The sequence below is a fragment of the Bacillus sp. FDAARGOS_1420 genome (assembly GCF_019344915.1).
GTDB classification, from domain to species: Bacteria; Bacillota; Bacilli; order Bacillales; family Bacillaceae_G; genus Bacillus_A; species Bacillus_A mycoides.
The window spans coordinates 1,806,774-1,832,294 of record NZ_JAHWJB010000002.1 but is presented as its reverse complement, the minus strand read 5'-3'; the positions used below and the strand labels follow the sequence as shown (position 1 = coordinate 1,832,294).

The following is a 25,521-nucleotide window of genomic DNA, read 5'->3' as shown; positions in this document are numbered from 1 at the left end:
ATAAATACGTATATTTTTTACATTATTTGGAGGGATTTAAATGACTTTTTCACAAGCATTACGTAAAGAAGTAGATTCAATTTGGGAAGCAAGTTTTAACCATCCTTTTGTAAAAAAACTAGGCGAAGGAACATTAGATTTAGCTAGTTTTCGATATTATGTGCTTCAAGATTCTTATTATTTGAGTCATTTTGCTAGAGTACAAACGTTAGGTGCTGCAAAGGCTCTTGAATTAGAAACGACAGCTCGTATGGCACACCATGCACAAAATACGTATGAAGCTGAGTTATCATTACATGAGAATTTCGCAAAGAAATTAGGGATTACAAAAGAAGAAAAAGATAATTTTATTCCTGCGCCAACTGCATATGCATATACATCTCATATGTATCGTGCAGCTTATGAAGGGCATTTAGGAGATATTATTGCGGCTATTTTACCTTGTTATTGGTTATATTATGAAATCGGTGAACGATTAAAAGAATGTCAACCAGAAGAGCCAATTTATCAAGAATGGATTTCTGCATATGGATCTGATTGGTTCCATACGCTAGTAGAAGAGCAAATCACACGATTAGATACGATTGCTGAAAAGGTAACAGAGGCAGACCGTAATCGTATGAGACAACATTTTATTTTTAGTAGTCAATATGAATATTCATTTTGGGAAATGGCATATTCATTAGAAAAATGGCCGATGAATGAAGAAGTTAAAGGTGTTATTTAATTAAGAGTATATAAAAGGTATCGCTATATAAAGAGGCGATACCTTTTATTATATTTAGTTTCTGTAATTTTTTTGTAAATCATAGATAAAAAATATAATAATTTATTATAATGATTTTATAATATAAAGTCCCATAAGGAGGTAGTTATATGTTAATAGTTATTTTATATTAATTTGATTTTAATAATGTTTTATTTAAATAACTAAATGTAATTTAGCTATTTCCTTTAATGCGCTTGGTTAAAATTTGATTCGTTAATGCTTAAAAAATTGGTATCTTTTCTAGTATTATTCATGATCAATATAAATTAAGAGAGGAAGTATTAATAATATGGAAAAATTACAGTTATTAGCATTTAAAAATATAGTAGAACCCCTCTATAATGAGAAAGTATCGTATATTTATTTTCCTATTGAATGGCTTGAGATTGTAGAGATACATTATAGAACATTTTTATTAACGAGCAAATTAAAACTTGTAAATGAAAGATTGTATGAAATGTTTTCTGATATATTATTCATTCAGCATAATCCATATATATTAAAGGAAGATACACCTTGGATTGTGGCTAAGGAACCAATGAGACAAGAACAGTTAGACTATATTTTCCAAAGCTGGTATGAGGTTATTCGTGATTGGAAACCGAATAAATTAATAGATCCACCACATTTAGAATGGCAACATGATTTAATTAGTAATTTACCAGTATTACATGATAAAAAAACGTTTTCTAAATGGGTACCGGCTCTAATTACTCATATCTTTTGCGAACAGCCTTTACGTATGGAAAATAAAAATGAGGAAGAAATATATTTTTCGCCACTGCGATCACAACATATTTCTGAAGCGATGTCTGAGCCAATTAAAGATGAAGAAACACATGATTATTTCGCTTATGTATATCGGTTTGAATACATAACTCGTGGAGGTGAGAATATTCCGCTATTAAAAGTATCCGTAGGGATTAGGCGGTTTTATCAACAATATAATCATAAAGATATTTCTATACTTTTAGGGCGAAAGCGGAGCCAAATACTGATTTCAACTCCTGAATTTGAATTAAATAAGAAACAGCAAAGGTTTATAAAGTTAAAAGTGCAACAAGCTGAAAAAGGAATAAAGTGGATTAAACGTTTTAGAAATTTAAAAGATGATTATAGGATAGGGGGAGAAGTTAAATTAGAGCGCATTCTCCAATGTCCGAAAGAGTATATTAGAGGAACTAATGTAAGAGTACTTCTTCCATATAACGAAAATATATATAAAGTTCAAGGAACAAAAATAAAATTTGGTATAAAAGTAAGAGAAAAAGAGGAACTTTTTAATGAATTCCAACGAATATTCCCATACTTCACATTACTTCCAGAGGGTAAAAAAGTATTAACTAATAATGAGAATGAGTTATTACCTTTATTTGCACCAAAGGGATTAGACACAATTACGTTAGAAGTATGGTCAGATGATATAGTAATAGAGATAGAACAAGCGTTATTAGATAGCAAAATAGTTTTAGCTCAAAACGGAGATTCCTCCTATGTATTAAATGCAGACAATCCGGTGTTGTTAAAAATAGTAAGATATAACATTGGAAAATTGTTACAAAATCCATATAGAATGCAATATAGCCATAAAAACAAAAAGAAACTAGTAGGCGATGTCGTAAAAGCTGTACATGCTACGGCAGGTGAGCAAAATGAAATGAAATTAGCATTAATTGCAATAAAAAATTGTGATGGTCGCGAAAAAATTAATCCAAAGCAAATTATTCGGGAAGGATTCGCTCAAACGGAACGTATTTCAGCATTTATTAATTTATTTATCGGACAAAGTGTATCTAAAAAAGAAATTATTAATGCCATTCTTAGTTTGTTAGAACAAAAGGGGTTCTTAAAGTGTAGTTGGAATAAGATAAAATTACCGGGGATAATTGTAAATTTATCAATTGAGAAAATGTCTAAATATGATTTCTTACCTATTTTTTCAAAAATAAATGGGAGAGAAATATTATATAAATTATATGGTCAAGAAGAATGGGGCACAATTGATCATACTTTATTAAATATAGGTAATAATAAAGTGTTTTTACCACAACCATCAAAAAGGAATGATATAGGAGTCAGTTTTAAACAATTTATGTCAGAAACATTAGTTGAAATTTCACAAGATGCACATAAACAAAATAAAGAAGTTTATTTTATTGTAGATGCCAATATGAGGAAATATTGGCTAGAGGAATTGCAAAATAAAAGCGTTAATATTGGGGTTTCACCTGAAATAATCTCAAATTTAAAAGAGGATATAAACATAATTAGAATTAATACTAACTCAGATGTACCGAACTATATTGTTAGAGACCAAGAACATGTTATGAATGAAACGAGATTATTTGTAGATCAAATGGGAATTTACTATAGCACGGCTGCATACGAATTAGATTGTAATGAGATAGTACATCAGTACATACTCGAAGTTATCCCGCTTGGTGTAAAATCTGAAGAGAGAGAAGAAATCGCCAAAATGATACATTACATGTGCCGTAAATCAACCTTGCTGTCAGAACAAAATATTCATAATACGCATGTAATGCATATGGCTAAATTAATTAAAAATTATACTACCGATATTGATTCAAGGGAGTTTAAAGAATTCGATGACGAATTAGATGAAGATGTAATAATTTTAGAAAAAGAAGATACATTGATATTAATATAAAAAATAGTGTACAAATCCTGCTAGTAATAATGAGCAGGATTTGTCATTTTTCATTGTAAATATAGATATGATTTGTCATGTATATTTTCGGTTTCATATTTACTTTATTTACATACAGGATTAAGATGTTTTTTAGAAATACAAAAACTACATCATATGGAAAAGCGATTTTTATTAATTGAAAAGAAAATTTGAAAGGAATGGGGAATTGTGAAGAAATTAGATGTATTATTAATGCTACTGAGCGGCCTCTTTCCAATTGCAGGAATGTTAAAGCAAATCCCTCTTGAACAATCTTTATATATTGGAGGACTTTTATTTTTTACTAGTTTCGGTAGTTACTTTGCGAAAAAGATATATTCACGTATATGTAGCTGGATAGCCTATGCACCATTTATAACACTACTGTTAGTTATTTGGAATCAGGATATTTCAATAAGTTCAATAATAGCGAACGCGAAAATCGCCGCTTGCATTGCGTTAATTCCGTGTTTATTCCGGTTTCGTACATACGGGCTTACTTTGGGCTTATTCTCATTATGGGCCGCGTTACTATGGGATATAAAAGAAGTGCAGTCGTTAGTCATACTTGAGCGTATGATGAATTTAATGACAAGCCATTATTTATATATTCTCCTTTTAGTTGGAGGACTTATATTAGGTGGATTACTTGCGATGTTATTACACCGTAAAGAGAAAGACACTAATAAAGAAAATACTAATTTATTTAAACAAAAAAAGAAACGTAAAAGGCTATCATTTAAGATCCGCTTTCCAAGATTACCGAAATTTAAGATGAAATTATTTAAGTTTGGTGGAAAAGGTTCTAAACGTAAAAGGTCAGAAACAATGCATGAGCGTAATAACGAAGAACCAGTTGTAACATATGAAATGGCAGAGCAAATAGATCAATATAAAGAAAGTACTGTTCAAGGTCAAACTAGGATGGAACGTCGAAAAAATAGGTATAATGCATAATAAATTCCACTAACCCCTTAATGATTTATCGTAAAATTGATAAATCACTAAGGGGTTTTATATATTCCTCTGTGTGCTTTTTTATCTCTCACATGTTTATTAGCAATTATCCAGTGAAATATATAAACTACTAGTAGTTACATAATACATTTTAGTAATGAGAAGAAATTAATACTTAACAAATCTTTATGTATGGCGGTTTCTGGGTAATCAGAAACTGCCTATTTTATATGGTTGCAAACATCGACTATTTGGAAAATCCCTTTGTTTTATTTGATGGAGATATAGTACCGCATATTGGTCATTCTTATTTAGGGCTATTTATTTCGATGAAGAGGATAGAGTGATTCGAAGCAGTCAAAAAAGAGCGTATGAAATATAAATAAAAAAGGACAAGCAGTCGTACCTACTGTCCATTAAAGGAGAAAAACATTTTGGTTTAGAACTACGAATAAACAGAAAATCTGCTTGTAATTATTGTTAACCTAAGTGTATTTATCTATACAATAAAAAAGGGATAAGTAAAATATACTTATCCCAAGAAAGGAAATTCAAAACACCAAAATGGCTCGTATTGGTCTACAGGTTCAAAACTAGTATATGTAAAATATAAAATCTCATACACAAAGCAGATAACAATTTTAGTTGTCTGCCAGTTAGTCGAATGAGTTAGTCAATTGTGATAATTTGCTTTCCCATTACAAGAAGAGTGAAGCTGATAGTTCAAACAGCTTGTAGGTAGTGTTTACGATGTTTTTAAAAATATACAGAGAAAGCAGATAAGTGAAGAACCTATCTGCTTCGCTGTAACAAAAGAAAGAAGTACCAGCCGTGGATACAGCGGCTTGAAAATAGTATGTATTGTTTTTTTGAAAAGTATTCAAGGAGTGAAGTCTGGTGGAATATATTCTATATGGTGTATATGAAATCACCCAGTTAATCAGTGAAGCAAAGGAGAAAAAAATAATGAATATCACACAATTACGTGGAATATAAAAGACGCTAACTAATCGAAAGCACTAAATATGGCGATTAAGGTAGCCTTGTAGATGAATGATATGAGACTAATAAAAGAATAACGAACTCAAGTCACATACGAAATTGACGATATCATCGAGCGAAAAGATAGACGTTATTATTACAGTCATTCAGCTAATGAATAAAGCGTGCCCAACTGGTGAAGAGTTACACCAGTTGGATAGATCCCTTGATATACAACCGAAAAAAAGAGGTGGACAAGAAAAAATACCGATTTGGGAAGATAAAGAAGAAGTGGACAAGTGAAGGGAAACGGTATGAGAGAAATTAAATAGGATGAAGAAAATGCCTGAAACCGTTGACGTGAAAGTTATGTCGGATGATGAGTTTCTAAAGAAATATAAGGGCACATTTAAAAAGGAAAGACACCCATTCAAAAACTACTATAAAGATTGCAAGCAGAAACATAACGGTTTGTTATAGAAATTTCATTTTGGTCAGATAGATTTTTGTTTGGAGTTTTAAGACTGTTGCATTTTTTTATTTTTTTTGTTCCCAAAACACAACTAATAATTGCAAGTAATGCACTTGAGGAGATGAAATTAACGGTCCAATAAATTCCTGTTCCAGTAATTAAATCGATAATTACAAATTTTTTAATTGCCGAACTTTTTATTGTATGAAAAACAAATTGATTGTTATTGTTATCCAATGTTGTCACGTCCCTTATCTTTTTTAAAACATATGACAAGGTATGCTTGTTCTAGTCATTTAATCTCAAGAGAATGATAAAGAACCATAAAAAGAACAGCTAGCAAAAGCTAGCTGTTTCATAAATCAAAAACAAAAAATCAGATTGGTTTTGATTTATGATTGAGACGAATTATTTAAAATGTTGTAGAGAATTTAGTAAGTCATTATGGATACGTAATAAGGTTTGGATATCTTCTTCAGACAGTTGTTCTAGTGCTAGTTCCATTGCTTTATAAGAAGTAGAGTTTTCAATGGATCTCTTAGATATTTCTTGTCCTTTTGTTGTTACTTTTAATTGTATTTCTCTACGATCTTCATGTGATTGTTTTCGCTCAATTAATCCTAAATTAACTAACTCATCTACATTTACACTCATTGTGCTTTTAGGAACTGAAAGGCGTTCTGAGATATCTTTAAGAGTAGTATTAGGAGTTGCATAAATTGAATTTAAGATGCCCATTTGTTGAACTGTTAATCCTAACGTAGAAGCGTTTTGATGAGTAAACTTTATAATTTCTTTGTTTATTTTTACAAATGAATGGACAATTTCACTGGCTTGTTTGATACCTTGTTTATGTAGACTCAAAGTAATAACTTCCTTTCATTTTAAAATAATTCAACTCGAAATTGTTCATCGCTGAACTATTTTATTTTGAATCAAATTGTAGGGAAAGTCAATAAACGATATTGATAAAAAATCTAATGAAAAATTCATTTTGTAGAAATAAAAAAAGGTGATGAACGTCGCATCACCTTTTGATAAAGCAGAGCACTTTCAAAAATAAAGTATTCAAAATTAAAACAGAAGTTATCATAAATTTCTTTAATCTTTGACTTGAAACTTATCTTTAATATTAATAAATAATAAAAATAATATTATGGCAGATATTAAATTAGACAAGTAGAAATCTTGGTGGAACAGTAGTTCAAAGATGACATCGAAAGTGTATAATAAAGCAACAGCAGGTAATATGCAAATGAACATAAATCTCCAATTTTTTAAATAATGTTTGTAATAAGTATGTACTTTCTCCATAGATATTGCTCCTGTAATTTTTATTTTCTATATAAATATACATTTAAATAAAAGAATTTACAAAGCGTTTTAAAAATAAATAAAAAATACTGTGAAAGTGATGTGTAATAGAAGAAGTGTACTGAAATGTTAACATCTATACGAAATAAACATAAACTAACGCTAATATATCACTGTACTAATATGAAATTATAATTAGATATAATCTATAAAAAACTTTAAAACACCGTTACTAAAATGATACACTATAATCTACGTTATTTTAGTAATGAATAGAGGGATTTACATGATAGATAAAATCAAAAATGTTGTAGAGGATATGTACGAAGATGAAGCAAAACATTTACTGCAAAGCATTCTTATACAATTAGATTTATTAGAAGAGAACTATAGTGAAGATACGATTAAACACTTGATAAGTATACCTAAGCAACTAACGAGTAATACATCTTATAAAAAGAATGTAAAAGAAAGTACACACATTCATATCGCTTTTGATGATTCAACAACTGGGTGTTTAAAATATATGTTAAGTCAAGAAGAACTATTTGAGGAGAGTGTTGTTGCATTCTCTGAATTCTTTTCAATTGGACCGATTAATCAATTACATACGAATAAAGGGCAACTCGCAAGACAGCAATGGTTATTAAACAACTTAACTTCTTATGATAGTTATTTTGAAGAAGAATATTTACCGAAATTTATGGAAACTTTAGAAGAGCTACATTCTATTCCTAATGAAACACCGATTACCATTTGGAAGGCAGATAACGCACATGAACATGTAGGCCTTTGTTTTGTAATGGCGCAATTAAAAGGTAAGAAAAATATTCGAATCATTAATACATCTGAAATGAGTAGAGAAATATTAAACCAAGAGTATGATATACGTGGAACGGGAGAATTATCGCCCGAAAGTTTAGCTACTTTCCAAAATAGTTTTGCAGAATCACCGTTTTTAACTAAAAAAAGCAGAGTGAATCTTGAACACGAGTGGGATAGTTTATCGAATAGCATGGAATTTTTAAGAGTTTGGAAAGATAATGAAGTGCATTCTGTACAAGAAGAATATTTTGACCAATTCATTATTGAGTGTGCGAAAAAAGTAGGTGCTGATAAAGACTTCCTTAAAGCTCCGAGAGTAATTGGTGAAGCGCTTGGCCTTGTAGAGCAATTAGTTGGGGATACTTTCTTAGAGTATCGCTTGAAAGTATTAATTAAACAAGAGGTATTTGAATTTGAAGGTTTATTAGAGGAAATGCGTTTTTATAGTGTGAAGTTGAAAAAAAAATAATATATTCTGTTTATAAAAAAGCTCGTATTTTTGAAAAAAAGATACGAGCTTTTTTTTTAGTTTAATTTGGGCTATACATAAGCTTCCGATAGGTGTCATATCACATATGAATGTTAAAGGTAATGGATGAAAAGAAGGTGATTTGTTAATATGTATAACGAACAAAATTATCCATATGATCAAACGATGTATTATAATCCACAACAATACGGATATGAACCTGATATCGAAGTTAGAGAGGTTGAACTAGAAGACTATAGACCAGATGATGCGGAAGATGCTCCAACATCACCACCACCGTCACAAGCTCCGTCGTTACCGTCCACATTTGCTTCTCCAGCACAAGCAGGCAATATGAAATCTTGGATGTGTAACTGTCTAGGAAGATGGGGCTATTTACGTTTACATCGACCTGGTCCTTTCGGAAGAGATTTATGGTTCTTTCCAACCGAGGTAAGAAGAAGCGGGGTTTCAGGTTACACTTGGCAAGGTGGTCGTCGTCGTAAAGTAAGTTATCGATATCAACAAATTAGTAATTTTATGTGCTTCGCATAATAGGAAGTGAGAGAGTAGAATAATTTTACTCTCTCACTTTTTTATTTTTCAATATACGAAGTAAGATTTTAATTAAAAATTTACAATTTTCTAGTTTTCATTGAAGTATAATTCAAATGTTAGGTTGATTTACACAAATAATTGAGAGTGAGGGAATGTAATGTCAATAAAAAATAAGGTTGGCCGAAAAATAGAGGATGGCATTAATTTAGCTTCTGCTCAGTTTAAAGAAGATGCATATGAAATTTATAAAGAGTCACGAAAAATGCAACCTATATTATTTGTAAATGAAGTTGAAATCGGCAAAGAATGGCTCATTACAAGATATGAAGATGCTGTGCCACTTTTAAAAGATAATCGTTTAAAAAAAGATATGGCAAATGTGTTTTCTCAAGATACAAATAACATGTATCTTTCTGTTGACAATAGTGATCATTTAACAACGCATATGTTAAATTCGGACCCACCTAACCACAGTCGTTTACGATCTTTAGTTCAAAAAGCTTTTACACCAAAGATGATTTCACAATTAGACGGAAGAATTCAGAGAGTAGCGGATGATTTAATAAATGAAATAGAGCGAAAAGGTACATTAAATCTTGTGGATGATTATTCATTCCCATTACCGATTATTGTAATAAGTGAGATGCTTGGAATTCCAAAAGAGGATCAAGCGAAATTTAGAATTTGGTCTCATGCTGTCATTGCATCGCCAGAAACACCTGAAGAAATAAAAGAAACCGAAAAACAACTATCTGAGTTTATTACATATCTTCAATATATAGTTGATGTAAAACGGAAAAATCCAAAAGAAGATTTGGTTAGTGCGTTAATACTTGCAGAAAATGAAGGGCATAAACTTAGTGCTCGAGAGCTATATTCAATGATCATGTTATTAATTGTAGCCGGACACGAGACGACAGTGAATTTAATAACAAATACGGTATTAGCACTTCTTGAAAATCCGAAGCAATTACAATTATTAAAAGATAATCCGAAATTAATTGATTCAGCTATTGAGGAAGGATTGCGTTATTATTCTCCAGTTGAGGTGACGACTGCAAGATGGGCGGCTGAGCCGTTTCAAATTCACGAACAAACAATCCAAAAAGGAGATATGGTTATTATCGCATTAGCTTCAGCAAACCGTGATGAAACAGTATTTGAAAACCCAGAAGTATTTGATATTACACGAGAAAATAACCGTCATATTGCCTTTGGGCATGGTAGTCATTTCTGCCTAGGAGCACCACTTGCTAGGTTGGAAGCAAAGATTGCTATTACTACTTTGTTTAAACGGATGCCATCGTTACAAATAAAAGGTGAGCGTGAAAAAATTAATTGGCAAGGTAATTATTTAATGCGTTCTTTAGAGGAATTACCATTGTCTTTTTAGAATAGTTATATTGAGACATGCATACACGACAAATGATTAACATAGAGTATGTATGTGTTATTTAAATTCGAAACGGAAGGGTGAAAACATCCCAATGATCAACTAATTCTATTTGTAAGAGATCTTCGTTAAAAAACGAAATATTCTTCTGAATAGGATTAGTATGTGCATATATAGAAAAGGGATGTGTTTCGCACTGCGAATATATAGTCTTTTCATATGATTTGTGCTGCCTCCTGTTCAGAACACGAAATAGGAGGCTTTTTTATGTCGACGACTGCAGAAACGAAACAAAATCATGGGGTATCACAAGTATTAAAAAATCAATTTGTGCAAGGGATTCTAGCATCAGCATTATTTTTACAAGTTGGAATTTGGGTTCGTAACTTTGCGATATTACTTTATGTTATGGAAATGACGAAAGGTGATGCTTTTGCCATTTCGATGATTTCGGTTGCTGAATTTGCTCCCATTTTTATTTTCTCATTCATTGGTGGAACTTTTGCTGATAGGTGGAAGCCAAAGAGGACAATGATATGGTGTGAGACGTTAAGTTCTATTTCCGTATTCGCTGTATTAATTACTCTTATGTTTGGAACGTGGAAAATCGTGTTTTTTGTGACTCTTATTTCTGCAATCCTTTCGCAGTTTTCTCAACCATCTGGTATGAAGTTGTTTAAACAGCATTTATCAACAGAACAAATTCAATTAGCGATGTCTATATATCAAACAATATTTGCGATTTTTATGGTGTTAGGACCGATTATTGGAACATTTATTTTTCATAGTTTTGGAATTTATATTTCAATCATCATAACAGGCATCGCTTTTTTACTTGCAGCAGCTGTGTTGTTATTTCTTCCGAAAGATCTTGAGAATGATAATGAGAAGAAAGAAATCACGCTGTTACAGGAAATGCTGGATGGTATTAAATATGTAAAAAAGAAAAAAGCATTAACTTTGCTAGGGTTTTGTTTTATGGCAGCAGGACTAGGTATAGGTTTAATTCAGCCACTAGGCATCTTTATTGTGACTGAGCAGTTAGGGTTATCAAAAGAGAGTTTACAATGGTTACTAACAGTAAATGGTGCGGGAATGATTGTTGGCGGGGCTTTAGCGATGGTATTTGCGAAAAACGTTGCTCCCCAAAAGATGTTAATTGTAGGGATGCTCGGTCAGGCAATTGGAATTGGTATTATAGGCTACTCCACAAATTTATGGGTGACACTTACGGCACAACTTTTTAGTGGCTTAGCTCTTCCATGTATCCAAATTGGTATTAATACGCTCATTATTCAAAATAGCGATACCGATTTTATTGGTCGCGTGAACGGCATTTTAAGTCCACTATTCACCGGTTCAATGGTAGTAACGATGAGTATAGCTGGTTCCTTAAAGGAGATGTTTTCATTAGGTACGATGTACGAGGGAACGGCTCTACTATTTATAATTGGACTATTGTTTATTTTGCCTATATACAATTTAAAGCCAGTAATAGCAGTAGAAAGTGAAATGAATGGTAAAGGAAGTGCTGTGCAACATGAATCCTAATCCAAATGTTAAATACCCTATTGAAGGAAATCAAAACGTTCATTTTATAAAAAATACAATAACGAAATCTAATATATTTGTTGGTGACTATTCTTATTATGATGCGAAAGATGGAGAAACATTTGAAGATCGAGTATTATATCATTATGAATTTATTGGAGATAGGCCTACCATTGGAAAGTTTTGTTGTATTGCAAATGGAGTTATCTTTATTATGAACGGAGCGAATCACCGGATGGATGGATTTTCGGCATATCCATTTAATATATTTGGAAATGGGTGGGAGAAGTATACACCTAGTTTGTCTGATTTACCTTACAAAGGTGATACAGTTATAGGAAATGACGTTTGGATTGGTATGGATACAACTATTATGCCCGGAATAAAAATAGGGGATGGTGCAATCATTGCAGCTAAATCTGTTGTGACTAGAGATGTCGCACCATATACAATTGTTGGCGGAAACCCTGCAAATAAAATAAAGGAACGATTCACAAATACAATAATAGAAGAATTATTGCAAATTCAATGGTGGCATTTTGACATTGAAAAAATAACCGAAAATATAGATGCTATTGTACAAGGAGATATTGAACCATTAAGAAAGTTAAAAAGGTAATAAAAAATGCATGACAAAGAGTATCATACCTCCGAATTTTGTTAATGATAATAGAACAAGGAGGTGTGATACTATGGCACAAGACGTTTTATGTGAAGTAAACAACTGTAAATTTTGGGCTAACGGCAATAAATGTAGTGCAGATGCAATTTATGTAGTAAGTCATAAAGGTAAACATGCATCTACAACTGAAGAAACAGATTGCAAAACTTTTGATCCAGAAGTATAAATTTTTGAAGGGTAGCCAAATCGTGGTTGCCCTTTTATTAATTATAGTATTGATAATAAATCTCATTTTCATTCATTGTTTTTAACTTTTCTTTTTATTTTTTCATATTTTCTTCATAAGTGATGCAATCCAGAGCAATTCATGTTCAATACGTGATTTACTAAATTCAATGACTTCTGTAATAAAAGATGAGCTAACATGTAAAGATTGAATAGCAGTAAGTTGTTTATGTAGTACGTCTTGGCGTATTGTTAAAATTTCTTTTCTAGCTTCGTAATCAAGTTTTTCAAATAGCACGATACGCACAAGGAACTCAGCGTTATTTGTCGCAATCTTTTCGGGAAACTCTCTTAACATTTCAGAAAAAATTTCTTCTCCTGTTTCAGTTATGTTGTACATATTTCGATTTGGCTTTCCGACTTGTTTATGTATTTTTTTCGTTATAGCGCCCATATTTTCGAAGCGCCGAAGAGCGGGATACAGTGTATTATGGGGTTCAGCCGAGATACGTGTAAAAACGGGTCATAAGCTGTGATATATTTCCATTATTGGTTTTTTAGTTAAAAATATCTACCTCATGATTAACAAAAAGCTGATTACCTATGCGCTATAAATGAACTGCCCCCAATTGTTAAACAAAACCTAGCAATTGGGGGCAGTTCATAGTTATCATTTGACTCTTCTAGTGACTTTCTCAAGTAAAGCACCCTTTGGTTGAATAAGATTTATTTATTCATTCCCATCAATCGCTTAATTGTTCTTATTTGTCCACGATGATTAATTTCGTCTTCCATAACGTGAAACCACAAGTAGTAATTATTATAAGGCACACCATTATCCCACTTGTTTTCCTCGAATAACCAGCTATCTTGTTTTGATTTCAGATATGTTAGTGTATTTTCTCTAACTTGTGATAATTCATTCAAATAATAATCTAAAGATTGCTTTTTTATTCCTTCCCTTGCTTTGTCTCCAAGTTCTAAAGAAATTCGCCACTTTAGATATTCACTTTCAGTTAAATCTTTTTTTCAAACGAGATAACTTGATGAACAAACTCCATCGCTGCAATATGTGATAAGAGAGAACCAATAGTGTTTGAACTACCGTTTGGTAAGAAATCTAAATCACTTTGGTTTAAATTGGAGATTTCGCTCAATGTAACATCTCTTGTATGTTCAAGCATTGTTACAAGCTCTCCAATCTTATTTGAATAGTTTTCTCTTGAAATTATTCTATAATCTATCATATATATCCCTCCAATTCATGCTAAGCATAAGTTTACCAATAAAATAAAAAAACAAATTCTGGAAATTCATGTAAAATAATGATATAATTTAATTGAATATAAAGAAAAAAGAAACCTGTTTTTATCAGTGTGACCTTATCCAAGACTAAATTTTACCCATACATCATTTTTTTGATGTAGCTCTTGAAGATAAAAACTATTTAATTTTCAAGGAACAGTTATTAACTTAAAACTTATTATACGAGGAGGGTGTATCATGAAAAAAATATGCTTTGTATTAATTGTCGACGCTGGTATAAATTATGGTTCAATATTTTCTCTACCATTTTTAAGGAATCAGGATGATTTGAAGGAATATTTTTCTAAGTATTATGATGTTTCAATTAATTATATTAGGGATAAAAACTCAGTTGACTATTTGGTAGTTCCCAAACCGTGTCCACCTTTTGATAATGAAAATAATCTTCCAATAATTGAAGTACCAGCAATCTTATTTATGGAAAAGGATTTTGAAAAAATAAAGACTTATATAGACAATTATTTTTCTAATAACTCATAAAGAAAATAAAAGTACAGTAAAAAGAAGTCCGATAAAAAACGAGTGGCGTAGAATATTTCTATTAATCATTCGTTTTTTATTATATTTACATATCAGTCTATCGCAAATGAACTTGTACAACATATCGGGAAATATAGTGAGGTTAATATCGTTGAAGAGTTTGCTGCACCTTTACCTGTTACCGTCATATCCGATTTATTAGGAGTGCCAACAACTGACCGTAAAAAAATTAAAGAATGGTCTGATATTTTATTTATGCCATATAGTAAAGAAAAATTTAACGATTTGGATGTAGAAAAAGGAATTGCGTTAAATGAATTTAAAACTTACCTGCTTCCAATTGTTCAAGAGAAAAGGTATCATTTAACCGACGATATTATTTCAGATTTAATACGAGCTGAATATGAAGGCGAAAGATTAACTGATGAAGAAATAGTTACTTTTTCTTTAGGCTTATTAGCGGCAGGTAATGAAACAACTACAAATTTAATTATTAATAGCTTTTATTGCTTTTTAGTGGATTCACCTGGAATATATGAAGAGTTAAGAAAAGAACCTACATTAATTTCAAAATCGATTGAGGAAGTATTACGCTATCGCTTTCCCGTTACATTAGCTAGGCGGATTACAGAGGACACAAATACATTTGGACCTTTTATGAAAAAGGATCAAATGATTGTTGCATGGGTAAGTGCAGCAAATTTAGATGAGAAAAAGTTCTTACAAGCTTCTAAATTTAATTTACACAGAATAGGAAATGAAAAGCATTTAACCTTTGGTAAAGGTCCTCATTTTTGCTTAGGGGCGCCACTTGCACGTTTAGAAGCTGAGATTGCATTAACTACCTTTATTAATGCCTTTGAAAAAATAGAGTTATCTCCATCGTTCAATTTAGAAAAATGTATATTAGAAAATGAACAAACATTAAAATACTTACCTATTCTTTTGAAAACTAGGTAAAACGTTCAGCAAGGTACAAAATTACTGTACCTTGTTTTTTTATTTCTCAATTGTAAATTTTTAGTGGTCTATTTAGTATGGAAGTGTGTGAAAGAAGAGTGGAGGAGGATGCTTATGTTAACGTGCGATGGGAGTAAAACGTTTCAAATATTTATTAAAGCTGTAACTGATTTAATAGATGGTGATTTATTGGAAGAACAAATCGTGTGTGAAATTGAAACATTACTAGAAGAACTTTTAGAAAAGAAAACATGGCTTCCGTTAGATAAACAGAAGGTGAATTCGGCTCAATATGCACGACACTTACTGTATGAAGATCCGTTAAAACGTTTTGAAGTATTAGCTCTCGTATGGAAAGATGGACAATCTACACCATTACATGATCATGATGGCACATGGGGAGTAGAAGGCGTTTTTTCAGGAAGGATAATGGTGCAAAACTTTGTTCAAACGAAGCAACTTGGAAATTCACTTTCTTATTTAACACATACAGGAAATCTTTATTTGGGAGAAGGCGAAACAGATAAAGTAATTCCACCAGCTGATTGTCATATTCTAGAAATATCCGGAAATGAAAGCGCAATCACTATTCATATATACGGAAAACGTTTAGAAAAGTTTAAAGTATATGTCCCAACTGAAGAAAAGAATGTGTATATGTGTGAGACGAAATATATTAGTTATAGTTCATAGTTTAAAATCAAAAACTTTTCTTTAAAAAGAAAAGTTTTTGATTTTATTATTAATTATTTCTTGACCTGAAACGCTTTTCATAAATTATAAATAAGAAGTACTTAACGAGCTCAATATGAAAACGATACCTTTTTGTTAAATAGATCTCGTGTATTTATAGAAAGTGGTGAAGAAATAATGAAATTAATCGCAATTGATCTAGATGGAACCCTTCTTTCAGGGAATAAAATGATTAGTAAAGAGAATGCAGAAGCAATTCGGAAATGTCAAGAAGCTGGCCATGTTGTAGCAATTTGTACTGGACGTTCTATTGTGGATATTGAACGACTATTGTTAGAAGTTGATTTGGAGTGTCCGATTATCGCGGAGAATGGTGCACTTATATATAAAGATAAAAAAATGATGAAGAGATACCCAATTCAAAATATGCAGGCACTTGAGATTGTAGAATATCTTGAAGAGAATGGCTTGTATTATCAGCTTTATACTAATAAAGGTGTGTATGTACCGGATTATGGAGTAGAGAGTGTACGTAATGAAATCGAGTATGTGAGGAATGCAAAAGAGAATTTCGATTTGAAAGAGTTAGAAACGATTGCTGCATTATACCTTGAGCATACAGCATTTCATAGTACAGAAAGTTGTAAACCAATTGTAGAAATGGATATACATGTGCATAAACTTTTACCGTTTTCTTATGACATAGAGAAATTAAAAAAATTAAAAGAAACGTTTCTGCATAATACAGATTTAGCTATTACATCTTCCTATTGGCATAATTTAGAGATTAATCATCGAGATGCTCAAAAAGGAAATGGATTATATACTTTAGCAGAACATCTTAATATTCCAGTTGAAAACACTGTAGCAATAGGTGATATGATGGAGAAAGCAAATATATCAATTGCAATGGGAAATGCAGTTGAAGAAATAAAAGCGATGTGTCAATACGAAACGTTAACAAATGAAGAACATGGTGTCGCACATGCTTTATATAAATATGTAATGTAATAAAAAAAGAAAAAAGAATCCAAATAGATTCTTTTTTCTTTTTATTAGGGGTAAGGTATTCTATGTGATTCATAGAAGCCTTATTACACCTAATTATATAGAATATATTGGAATAAATGTTTATATTTTTCATGGAAGTTATGAAAAATTTGTGAACTTTATGTTTATTGTATTTTTATAGTGCTGTTAGCAGCGCGTAACACTCCCATATTATTTTCTGTTTTTAATTGAAAAATAGAATTTGTTCGAATAATTATTCTACAGCTATATACCTAGGAGCACTTTCTTCGTATAATGAAGAAGTATGAACTTTTAATTTGTATAAATTTTACATATCGAGGTGAAAAAGGAATGAATGCGCGGCTAATGGAACTTATTGATGTGAGTACAATAGAAACCATGGCAGAACAATTTTATAAATTAACCAACATATCACATCAACTTCTTGATGCTGAAAACGAATCTATATTTTCATTTGGAATTAATGAAATGAAAGTATGTAAACTTCCCAAAATTGAAATCCCCCTTTTCCTATACAATCAATATTTAGGATCTTTTGTTGTATGGTCCAAACGAAGCGAAATTTTCAATTGCCAAAAATATTTTGAAATGCTTTCTAACCTCATTATAACTGGGATGAAAAAAGCAGTTCAAAGTAAAAATACATCGTTACTTTCTCGAAAAGAGGAAGAACTACATACGATCTTACAAAACATGCCTGTTATGGTTGATGCGCTTGACTATAATGGAGATTTTGTTTTGTGGAATCGAGAATGCGAGATTGTAACAGGTTATACTGCTGAAGAAATAATTGGGAATCCAAACGCTCTTCAATTACTGTATCCTGACCATAATTATCGCAATCAAATACAAAATAAATTTTTGACTCGTGGAAAAAATTTTAGAGATTGGGAAATGAGTTTAACATGTAAAAATGGTGAAATTAAAACGATAATGTGGTCCAATATATCAGAGCAGTTTCCTGTAACAGGATTTAGTTACTGGGCTGTTGGGGTAGATATTACACATTTAAAAGCGATAGAAGAGCAATTAAAACAACAAACGTCTGAATTAGAATTAATTTTTAAAGCTTTACCAGATTTATGTTTTTTAACAGAAGATGATGGGACAATTATAGATTATAAAGCAGGATCCCCTACAAAATTTTACGTACCTGCAGAAGCTTTTATGGGAAAAAAATTTTACGAAATATTACCGTCTTCAGTAGCACAGCAATTTCAAGAAGCAATTCGCCAATTGAAAGAAGAAGGAAAGAATGTAATTGTAGAATATTTTCTGACAATTAATGGAAGTATCGATTTCTTTGAAGCTAGATGTTTACCATTATTACAAGATAAAATTATGATCATTGTACGCGATATTACAGAGCGGAAAAAGGCAGAAGAATTGCTAAATAAATCAGATACACTTGCGGCAATTGGTCAATTAGCAGCCGGTGTAGCTCATGAAGTGAGAAACCCATTAACTGTAATTAAAGGATTTATACAGTTATTCCAAATTAATAGAGAAGATCAAGAAAAATATTTTGACCTTATGCTTTCCGAAATAGAAAGAATAGAAGCAATCCTCCAAGAGTTTTTGTCGATTGCTAAAACTGATGAAATAAATACAGAAAAGAAAAATATTTATCAAATTTTTAAAAATGTCGTATCGTTAATTAATACAAAAGCAATCATGACAAATATTCAAGTTGAACTATTTACAGATTCCAAAGAGATAATCATTGAATGCTCAGAAAATCAATTGAAACAAGTATTTATTAATATTTTGCAAAATTCAATCGAAGCAATGCTAGATGGCGGGAAAATTTCAATCCATATAAAAGAAATACATAAAAAAGGTGTCATTATTAGTGTAATAGATGAAGGAATAGGAATACCTGAAGAAAGAATTAAAAGATTAGGTGAACCTTTCTATAGTACGAAAGAAAAAGGTACCGGTATTGGATTGATGTTAAGTTATAAAATAATTGAAGGTCATCAAGGAACAATAAGTATAATGAGTGAGGTTGGCGTCGGGACAACTGTAACTATTTACTTGCCGAAAATTCAGAGTAAACAATCTCTATCAAATTGTGATGATAGGTGTATTTCAATACGTTCTAATATTAACTCCTAAAATACTTAATACTTAATACCCAATAACAAAGCTAAGCTTTTGTTATTGGGTATTTTTATATTTAATTTAGTAAACTTTACCTTTTCTTTATGTTTGTTTTAATTTCTATTAAGTTTTAAACGTTATATTAATATGCGTACAAAGTAATGTATGGAAATTGTACATTATTTTTAATATAGAAAGCTTAAAATTATTAGAAATGTTGTAAGGAGGAGATTATGACAAGGTGAAAAAGAAAGAGAAAAAGAGTGGTAGAGCACTACCTATACGATTAAATATTTTATTCTTTTGTGTGTTTTTATTATTTTCTGGAATTATAATCCAGTTAGGCAAAGTACAAATTTTCGATGGAGAAACATATAAAAACGAAGTAGAAAAAAGAGAGAATGCAACTGTTAATCTTACAGTACCACGCGGCAAAATTTATGACCGTGAAGGTAATCCAGTTGTTGACAATAAGTCTTTACGTACGATTACATATACAAAGGTGAAAGGTGTAAAAGCGGAAGAAATGTTAAAAACCGCAAGACAACTTGCAGCAATAATTGAAATGCCGCAAGAAGATATTGATAAGTTAACCGAGACTGATAAGAAAGATTTTTGGATGCAATTAAATCCAAAACTTACTCAAAACTTAGTATCTAAAAAAGAAATAGATAAGTTCAGAGAAAAGGATATTAATGGAAAAGACCTAGACAAAAAAATAGAAGAGTTAAAAAGAAAGCGCATCACAGATAAAAATCTTCAAGAATTAACAGCCACGGATATAGAAGTGTTAGCTATTAAAAGTAAAATGACTTCAGGTTATCAAATGGCACCTCAAATTATTAAAAAAGATGTTAGTGAAAAGGAATATACTGTGATTAGTGAAAATTTAGCAAATCTCCCAGGTGTAGACGCATCAGTTGATTGGGAAAGGCTCTATGTAAATGATGGCTTATTCCGTTCAGTTCTTGGAAATGTTTCGAATGCTAATGAAGGATTACCACGTGAACGATTAGATTATTATTTAGTGCGTGAGTATAGCCGGAATGATCGTGTTGGGAAAAGTTACATCGAACAGCAATACGAAGATGTGCTTCATGGTACGAAAAAAGAAGTAAGAAGTATTGCTGATAAACAAGGTAATACAATTAGAACGGAAACAGTTTCTGAAGGAAAAAGCGGCAAGAATTTAACTTTAACAATAGATATGGAATTACAGAAAAAAGTAGAAGAGAGCATAAAAAAAATATTAAAGGCCTATAAAGGTTCAGAATCGATGTTGGACCGTGCTTTCGTTGTAATGATAAATCCGAAAAATGGTCAAGTATTATCAATGGCAGGGAAAAAATTAGTAGAAAAAGATGGGAAAACAGAAGTTGAAGATTATGCTTTAGGTACGATGACAAGTTCATATGAGCTTGGATCAACTGTTAAAGGGGCGACAATATTGACTGGTTTCGAAACGAAAGCTATAACACCAGGTACTTATTTTTATGATGCGCCTATGAAGTTTAAAGGAACTAAGGAGAAGAAGTCTTGGAAAGAGTTTGGGAATATTGATGATCTAAGAGCTTTACAAGTTTCTTCTAACGTTTATATGTTTAATACAGCATTAAAAATTGCAGGTGTGGATTATGTGAAAAATAGCTCATTAAATATTAAACAGGAATACTTTGATAAAATGAGGTATTATTTTAGGCAATTTGGATTAGGTGTTCCAACAGGTATCGATTTACCGAATGAAACAGCTGGACAAATTGGTAAAAAAGATAACCAGCCGGGTTTCTTATTAGACTACTCAATTGGCCAGTATGACACGTATACACCGCTTCAGCTTGTACAGTATATTTCAACAATCGCAAACGGTGGATATCGAATGAAGCCACAAATTGTTCAAGAGGTTAGAGAGCAAACCGCGCAAAAAGATGAGATTGGTAAAGTGGTGCATTCAGTAGAACCAATCGTTTTAAATAAAATAGATATGAAAGAGGATTATATAAATCAAGTAAAGGAAGGATTCAGGAGAGTATTCCAAGAAGGTGATGGAACTGGAGTAAGGGCATTCCAAAAAGCACCGTATAAACCAGCGGGAAAAACAGGGACAGCACAGACAGTATACGGTGGAGAAAGTGATATTGGAAGAAATGAAAAAGGTGAGCGAAGAGAATGTTATAATTTAACGTTAGCAGGATATGCGCCATATGACGATCCAGAAGTAGCATTTTCTGTTGTTGTGCCCTGGGTTATAAATGATAAATCAGGTATTAATTCTGATATTGGAAAAGAAGTTTTAGATGCTTATTTTGATTTAAAAAATAAGCGATTAACTGGCGAAGCACCAAAAATAGATGACTCTAAAGAGAATTAAAATATACGAAACGTCTCTAGCAATTATATGAACTAGAGACGTTTTTTACATACGAATAGTTTAGAAATGAGGTATATATGAAGCAATTGATTCTAAAGGATTGGAGAAAAATATGTAGCTATATTTTAATTATAATAGGAATTATTTTTATTAATAAGTTATTTTTATTTTGTATGGTAGAAGGAATTTCGATGCAACCTACTTTGAATGAGAATAATCGCATACTAGTTAATAAGGCTAGCATCTATTTTTCTTCTTTTCATCATGGTGATGTTGTAATAATAAAAAAAGAAGACTCGCCTACATACTACGTGAAGCGAATTATTGGATTACAAGGGGATAACGTACAATTAAGAAACGATGTGTTATATATTAACGGTAAAAAGCGAGATGAGTTGTATATACAGTTAGATATGTCACAAGTATCAAATCGTTTTTCAAACTTTAGAGAAATGAAAGTTCCCTCGCATAAATTATTTGTACTAGGTGATAATCGTAATCATAGTATGGATAGTAGGAATACACTTGGACTGATCAATGAGTCACATGTAATAGGTAAAGTAAAAATGGTATATTATCCATTTGATCAAATAAAATGGTTAAAATAATTCTATTAGATATGCACGTTTTACAAAATAAATCATATATTGATAGCATAGGACAAGCAGAAAAGCTTATCCTAACCTCACAGAACACTCCTTATCACAGTTAGGCATCTACATTTTATGTAGATGCCTTTTTCAATGTCTGATAATTATTTATCAACCTAAAGTAGTAAGTATATTGGGACTATTAAGGGGAGATTGCTTGTAATAATAACAGTACGATTAATAAGAACATTGAATTGTAAGGAGTGAGAAATAAGTGATGAATATTTTAATAGTTAATTTTCCTGCAGAGGGACATGTAAATCCTACATTAAGTTTAGTAAAGGCCTTTACTGAAAGAGGTGATAACGTACACTATATTACAACGGAAAGCTTTAAGGAAAGACTTGAAGTTTTGGGAGCTATTGTACATACTCATCCGGATTTATTAAAGGAGATTTCTATTGATAATGAAACTTCATATGGATTAAAATCTTTCTTTCATGTACATGTTCAAACTTCTTTATACATATTAGAAATTACGAAGCGATTATGTAAAAGCATTAATTTTGATTTCGTAGTTTATGATATATTTGGCGCTGGAGAGTTAGTAAAGGAATATTTACAAGTTCCAGGGATAGTTTCCTCTCCTATATTTTTAATTCCACCAGTATTATTGGAAACCTTGCCTTTTCATCCAAATGCAGAAATACAATTCCAACCCGATGAATTCTCTGAAAAGTTACTGTATCAAATGGAAAATGAATTTGGAGTAAAGCCTAAAAATAATCTTCAATTTATGCATAATAAGGGAGATATTAGTCTCGTGTATACAAGTCGTTATTTTCAACCTAATAGCGATTCGTTCGGAGAAAACAATGTTTTTATTGGACCGAGTATTATAAAGCGCAAAACAAATGTAAAGTTTCCACTTGAATTGCTTTCAAAAAAGAAAGTTATTTATATTTCAATGGGAACACTTCTCGAAGGGCTCGAACCATTTTTTAATACTTGTATTGATGCTTTTTCAGACTTTGAAGGGATAGTTGTAATGGCAGTAGGTGATAGAAATGATATTTCAAAAATAAAACCAGCACCGGACCATTTTTTAATAGCTCCATACGTACCTCAGTCGGAAATATTAAGCGAAGCAGATGTATTTATTACACATGGCGGAATGAATAGCGTACACGATGCAATCCACTACAATGTCCCATTTGTTATAATACCGCATGATAAAGATCAGCCTATGATAGCGCAAAGATTAACTGAGCTTGAGGCAGCACATAGATTATTGAAAGAGCATGTTAATGTGCAAACTTTAAAAAAGGCGGTAACAGATGTTCTTTCAAATGAAAAGTATAAACATGGCATTCGAAAACTGAATGAAAGTTTTTTAGAGTGTGGTGGTTCCAAAAGAGCCATTGCAGTTATTGATGCTCTTTTAAATAAATAGTTCGGACAATATAAAAGCATAGAGGCTCTACCTGTATGCTTTTATATTATTATCCAGCAAATTGTACAGCAGTATTTGCATGTAAATAAGCAGTATCAAAAACAGGAACAGTAAGGTCATTTTGGGAAATAAGCAATGGTATTTCAGTACAGCCTAGTAATATTCCTTCCGCGCCATTTTGAATTAATGAATTGGTAATTTGTATTAGTTTTTCTTTTGATGTTTCTGAAATAATTCCTCTACTTAATTCATTTAATATGACGTGATGGATAAAAGTTCTTTCTTCGTCATTTGGGATAATTGTCTCAATGTTATATTTTGCTAGTCGTGATGTATAAAAATCTTGTTCCATCGTTTGTTTCGTTCCTAATAATCCGATCCGTTTTATATTCTGTTCTGCCATTTCTTTAGCACTTACATCACCGATATGAAGAAGTGGGATTGATATTGCTTGTTCTACTTCCTCAGCAAATAGATGTACAGTATTAGAACACATTAGTAAACATTCAGCTCCTGAGTTTTCTACCTTTTTTACTATTGCGACTAATTCATTTTTCACTTCTTCATATTGATGATTTTGTAATAATGTAGTTACTTCACCAAAGTCCATACTATATAAAACAAGCTTCGCATTTTGATCATATTGAGAGAGAGTTAGTGTATTAATATGTTTATAATATAACGATGTTGATTCCCAACTTAGTCCGCCAATTAAGCCAATTACTTTCATCATGCATTCCTCCTGTAACAATTTTGAATTTATTATTTCATAATTCCGATAAGAATACAATGATTTAATTGAACTATTTATCGAAAAATAAAAATAGTAAGAAAAGTATTGAAATTATTTATTGTTAGTGCCATAATACAGATTACAAATACATACTTATCCAGAGAGGTAGAGGGAACGGCCCTTTGAAGCCTCAGCAACCCCTATGTAATTACATAGGAAGGTGCTAATTCCGCAGAGGACACGATGTGTCTTTTGAAAGATAAGGGGATTCTTGTACGTGAAAGAAAATGACCTCTTATTTAAGAGGTCATTTTTTGTTGTATAGAAAGGAAGTGTCGATGCATAATTCATTTTCAAAATAAATATAGAGTATTAAAAGTTGAATAATACGAGAGGGGAATTGTAATGAACAAATTAACGACAAAGCTAGTAGTAGCTATTGGAATTGGAGCAGCTTTATACGGGGTATTAGGGCTTTGGGGATTTTCTATCGCACCGAATACATTTATTAAACCCGCATTGGCTATTTTAACAGTTTTTGGAGCGTTATTTGGCCCAGTAGCAGGACTTTTAATAGGACTCATCGGTCATACCGTTACAGATACGATCGCTGGATGGGGTATTTGGTGGGGATGGGTTATTAGTTCAGGTATTATTGGTTTAGCAATGGGACTCATACAAAAAAGAGTTGGTTTTAGTGTAAAACATGGAACGTATAATAACCTTGATATTTCTTATTTTGCAATTGCAGGGTTAATTGGTATTGTCATAGCTATTATATTTGCTGGAGCATTCGATATTATTGTGATGGGAGAACCGTTTGACAAAATAGTTATACAAGTACTAGGCGCAACAATTGCAGACGTTATCGTATTTTTAGTTCTTGGCTTACCAATCACGATCGGTCTAGCGAAATCAAATAAGAGACATACACATTTAAAAATTGAAAAGTAGG

At 31.6% G+C, this 25,521-nt stretch carries 23 protein-coding genes, 2 pseudogenes and 1 riboswitch; of the genes and pseudogenes, 19 read left to right on the top strand and 6 right to left on the bottom strand.

The window, feature by feature from the left end; all coding sequences use genetic code 11:
* The first annotated feature begins 40 nt into the window (after nt 1-40).
* The 4 genes from tenA (at nt 41) to I6L50_RS19535 (ending at nt 5,702) form a co-directional block, all read left to right on the top strand.
* On the top strand, nt 41-727 hold the full coding sequence (gene tenA, locus I6L50_RS19550; protein WP_219302506.1) for a thiaminase II: 687 nt from the start codon (nt 41-43) through the stop codon (nt 725-727).
* Nucleotides 728-1,058: 331 nt separating this feature from the next.
* Entirely contained in the window at nt 1,059-3,440 is a 2,382-nt protein-coding gene (locus tag I6L50_RS19545; RefSeq protein WP_219302504.1) for a pPIWI_RE module domain-containing protein, read from the top strand.
* Between the two features lie 210 nt (nt 3,441-3,650).
* Nucleotides 3,651-4,418: a DUF3959 family protein gene (locus I6L50_RS19540; RefSeq protein WP_219302502.1), complete on the top strand. Its 768-nt coding sequence runs from the start codon at nt 3,651-3,653 to the stop codon at nt 4,416-4,418.
* A gap of 1,101 nt (nt 4,419-5,519) precedes the next feature.
* Nucleotides 5,520-5,702 (top strand): hypothetical protein, encoded by a 183-nt coding sequence (locus tag I6L50_RS19535; protein WP_219302500.1) that lies wholly within the window; start codon nt 5,520-5,522, stop codon nt 5,700-5,702.
* A gap of 127 nt (nt 5,703-5,829) precedes the next feature.
* On the opposite strand, the gene I6L50_RS19530 is transcribed toward I6L50_RS19535, so the two are convergent.
* The 3 genes from I6L50_RS19530 to I6L50_RS19520 all read right to left on the bottom strand — a co-directional run bounded on the left by I6L50_RS19530 (nt 5,830) and on the right by I6L50_RS19520 (nt 7,185).
* On the bottom strand, nt 5,830-6,108 hold the full coding sequence (locus I6L50_RS19530) for a hypothetical protein (RefSeq protein WP_219303758.1): 279 nt from the start codon (nt 6,106-6,108) through the stop codon (nt 5,830-5,832).
* 171 nt (nt 6,109-6,279) lie between these two features.
* Nucleotides 6,280-6,735, bottom strand: a complete 456-nt coding sequence (locus tag I6L50_RS19525; protein WP_002127658.1) for a MarR family winged helix-turn-helix transcriptional regulator — start codon at nt 6,733-6,735, stop codon at nt 6,280-6,282.
* 237 nt (nt 6,736-6,972) lie between these two features.
* A complete protein-coding gene (locus I6L50_RS19520; RefSeq protein WP_002127657.1) occupies nt 6,973-7,185 on the bottom strand; it encodes a hypothetical protein in 213 nt (70 codons plus the stop codon).
* Between the two features lie 286 nt (nt 7,186-7,471).
* Between I6L50_RS19520 and I6L50_RS19515 the strand changes: the two genes are divergently transcribed.
* The 6 genes from I6L50_RS19515 (at nt 7,472) to I6L50_RS19490 (ending at nt 12,829) form a co-directional block, all read left to right on the top strand.
* Entirely contained in the window at nt 7,472-8,479 is a 1,008-nt protein-coding gene (locus I6L50_RS19515) for a DUF1835 domain-containing protein (RefSeq protein ID WP_219302498.1), read from the top strand.
* Nucleotides 8,480-8,629: 150 nt separating this feature from the next.
* On the top strand, nt 8,630-9,034 hold the full coding sequence (locus tag I6L50_RS19510) for a hypothetical protein (protein WP_061675032.1): 405 nt from the start codon (nt 8,630-8,632) through the stop codon (nt 9,032-9,034).
* Nucleotides 9,035-9,194: 160 nt separating this feature from the next.
* Nucleotides 9,195-10,430 carry a cytochrome P450 family protein gene (locus I6L50_RS19505; protein ID WP_219302496.1) on the top strand — a complete coding sequence of 412 codons (1,236 nt, stop codon included), beginning with the start codon at nt 9,195-9,197 and terminating at the stop codon, nt 10,428-10,430.
* A 267-nt stretch (nt 10,431-10,697) separates the two neighbouring features.
* Nucleotides 10,698-11,981 (top strand): MFS transporter, encoded by a 1,284-nt coding sequence (locus I6L50_RS19500; RefSeq protein ID WP_219302494.1) that lies wholly within the window; start codon nt 10,698-10,700, stop codon nt 11,979-11,981.
* A complete protein-coding gene (locus I6L50_RS19495) occupies nt 11,971-12,600 on the top strand; it encodes a Vat family streptogramin A O-acetyltransferase (protein WP_219302492.1) in 630 nt (209 codons plus the stop codon). Before I6L50_RS19500 ends, I6L50_RS19495 begins: the two co-directional genes overlap by 11 nt.
* 73 nt (nt 12,601-12,673) lie before the next feature.
* Nucleotides 12,674-12,829, top strand: a complete 156-nt coding sequence (locus tag I6L50_RS19490; protein ID WP_000046089.1) for a DUF1540 domain-containing protein — start codon at nt 12,674-12,676, stop codon at nt 12,827-12,829.
* A 102-nt stretch (nt 12,830-12,931) separates the two neighbouring features.
* Here I6L50_RS19490 and I6L50_RS19485 read toward each other — a convergent pair whose 3' ends face one another.
* Nucleotides 12,932-13,336 carry a PadR family transcriptional regulator gene (locus I6L50_RS19485; RefSeq protein WP_257475419.1) on the bottom strand — a complete coding sequence of 135 codons (405 nt, stop codon included), beginning with the start codon at nt 13,334-13,336 and terminating at the stop codon, nt 12,932-12,934.
* Between the two features lie 218 nt (nt 13,337-13,554).
* Nucleotides 13,555-14,075 (bottom strand): annotated as a pseudogene (locus I6L50_RS19480) (DinB family protein).
* Between the two features lie 256 nt (nt 14,076-14,331).
* Here I6L50_RS19480 and I6L50_RS19475 point away from each other — a divergent pair.
* The 8 genes and pseudogenes from I6L50_RS19475 to I6L50_RS19440 all read left to right on the top strand — a co-directional run bounded on the left by I6L50_RS19475 (nt 14,332) and on the right by I6L50_RS19440 (nt 23,833).
* Nucleotides 14,332-14,634, top strand: a complete 303-nt coding sequence (locus I6L50_RS19475; RefSeq protein ID WP_000717614.1) for a hypothetical protein — start codon at nt 14,332-14,334, stop codon at nt 14,632-14,634.
* A 93-nt stretch (nt 14,635-14,727) separates the two neighbouring features.
* Nucleotides 14,728-15,594: pseudogene (locus tag I6L50_RS19470) on the top strand (cytochrome P450); the annotation flags it as partial.
* 114 nt (nt 15,595-15,708) lie between these two features.
* Nucleotides 15,709-16,287, top strand: a complete 579-nt coding sequence (locus I6L50_RS19465) for a cysteine dioxygenase family protein (protein ID WP_219302488.1) — start codon at nt 15,709-15,711, stop codon at nt 16,285-16,287.
* A gap of 177 nt (nt 16,288-16,464) precedes the next feature.
* Nucleotides 16,465-17,298, top strand: coding sequence for a Cof-type HAD-IIB family hydrolase (locus I6L50_RS19460; RefSeq protein ID WP_219302486.1), 834 nt, complete (start codon nt 16,465-16,467; stop codon nt 17,296-17,298).
* Nucleotides 17,299-17,649: 351 nt separating this feature from the next.
* Nucleotides 17,650-19,437: a PAS domain-containing sensor histidine kinase gene (locus I6L50_RS19455; protein WP_219302484.1), complete on the top strand. Its 1,788-nt coding sequence runs from the start codon at nt 17,650-17,652 to the stop codon at nt 19,435-19,437.
* 226 nt (nt 19,438-19,663) lie between these two features.
* The gene (locus I6L50_RS19450) at nt 19,664-21,790 is read left to right on the top strand and encodes a peptidoglycan D,D-transpeptidase FtsI family protein (RefSeq protein ID WP_219302482.1); all 2,127 of its coding nucleotides are present in this window, start codon (nt 19,664-19,666) and stop codon (nt 21,788-21,790) included.
* A 77-nt stretch (nt 21,791-21,867) separates the two neighbouring features.
* The gene (gene lepB, locus I6L50_RS19445) at nt 21,868-22,398 is read left to right on the top strand and encodes a signal peptidase I (RefSeq protein WP_219302480.1); all 531 of its coding nucleotides are present in this window, start codon (nt 21,868-21,870) and stop codon (nt 22,396-22,398) included.
* Nucleotides 22,399-22,654: 256 nt separating this feature from the next.
* Nucleotides 22,655-23,833, top strand: coding sequence for a macrolide family glycosyltransferase (locus I6L50_RS19440; protein ID WP_219302478.1), 1,179 nt, complete (start codon nt 22,655-22,657; stop codon nt 23,831-23,833).
* A gap of 49 nt (nt 23,834-23,882) precedes the next feature.
* Here the strand turns inward: I6L50_RS19440 and I6L50_RS19435 are convergent, their stop codons facing one another.
* On the bottom strand, nt 23,883-24,566 hold the full coding sequence (locus tag I6L50_RS19435) for an aspartate/glutamate racemase family protein (RefSeq protein ID WP_219302476.1): 684 nt from the start codon (nt 24,564-24,566) through the stop codon (nt 23,883-23,885).
* Between the two features lie 150 nt (nt 24,567-24,716).
* A riboswitch (SAM riboswitch) is annotated at nt 24,717-24,832 on the top strand.
* A 139-nt stretch (nt 24,833-24,971) separates the two neighbouring features.
* Here I6L50_RS19435 and I6L50_RS19430 point away from each other — a divergent pair.
* On the top strand, nt 24,972-25,520 hold the full coding sequence (locus tag I6L50_RS19430; RefSeq protein WP_219302474.1) for an ECF-type riboflavin transporter substrate-binding protein: 549 nt from the start codon (nt 24,972-24,974) through the stop codon (nt 25,518-25,520).
* Nucleotide 25,521: the final 1 nt, after the last annotated feature.

Bases quoted from the DNA above. Each gene is read 5' to 3' on its own strand.
- I6L50_RS19505 (WP_219302496.1), top strand. From the start codon at position 9,195: ATGTCAATAAAAAATAAGGTTGGCCGAAAAATAGAGGATGGCATTAAT.
- I6L50_RS19460 (WP_219302486.1), top strand. From the start codon at position 16,465: ATGAAATTAATCGCAATTGATCTAGATGGAACCCTTCTTTCAGGGAAT.
- I6L50_RS19510 (WP_061675032.1), top strand. From the start codon at position 8,630: ATGTATAACGAACAAAATTATCCATATGATCAAACGATGTATTATAAT.
- I6L50_RS19430 (WP_219302474.1), top strand. From the start codon at position 24,972: ATGAACAAATTAACGACAAAGCTAGTAGTAGCTATTGGAATTGGAGCA.
- I6L50_RS19520 (WP_002127657.1), bottom strand. From the start codon at position 7,185: ATGGAGAAAGTACATACTTATTACAAACATTATTTAAAAAATTGGAGA.
- I6L50_RS19435 (WP_219302476.1), bottom strand. From the start codon at position 24,566: ATGATGAAAGTAATTGGCTTAATTGGCGGACTAAGTTGGGAATCAACA.
- I6L50_RS19515 (WP_219302498.1), top strand. From the start codon at position 7,472: ATGATAGATAAAATCAAAAATGTTGTAGAGGATATGTACGAAGATGAA.
- lepB (WP_219302480.1), top strand. From the start codon at position 21,868: ATGAAGCAATTGATTCTAAAGGATTGGAGAAAAATATGTAGCTATATT.
- I6L50_RS19475 (WP_000717614.1), top strand. From the start codon at position 14,332: ATGAAAAAAATATGCTTTGTATTAATTGTCGACGCTGGTATAAATTAT.
- I6L50_RS19465 (WP_219302488.1), top strand. From the start codon at position 15,709: ATGTTAACGTGCGATGGGAGTAAAACGTTTCAAATATTTATTAAAGCT.
- I6L50_RS19490 (WP_000046089.1), top strand. From the start codon at position 12,674: ATGGCACAAGACGTTTTATGTGAAGTAAACAACTGTAAATTTTGGGCT.
- I6L50_RS19455 (WP_219302484.1), top strand. From the start codon at position 17,650: ATGAATGCGCGGCTAATGGAACTTATTGATGTGAGTACAATAGAAACC.
- tenA (WP_219302506.1), top strand. From the start codon at position 41: ATGACTTTTTCACAAGCATTACGTAAAGAAGTAGATTCAATTTGGGAA.
- I6L50_RS19500 (WP_219302494.1), top strand. From the start codon at position 10,698: ATGTCGACGACTGCAGAAACGAAACAAAATCATGGGGTATCACAAGTA.
- I6L50_RS19545 (WP_219302504.1), top strand. From the start codon at position 1,059: ATGGAAAAATTACAGTTATTAGCATTTAAAAATATAGTAGAACCCCTC.
- I6L50_RS19495 (WP_219302492.1), top strand. From the start codon at position 11,971: ATGAATCCTAATCCAAATGTTAAATACCCTATTGAAGGAAATCAAAAC.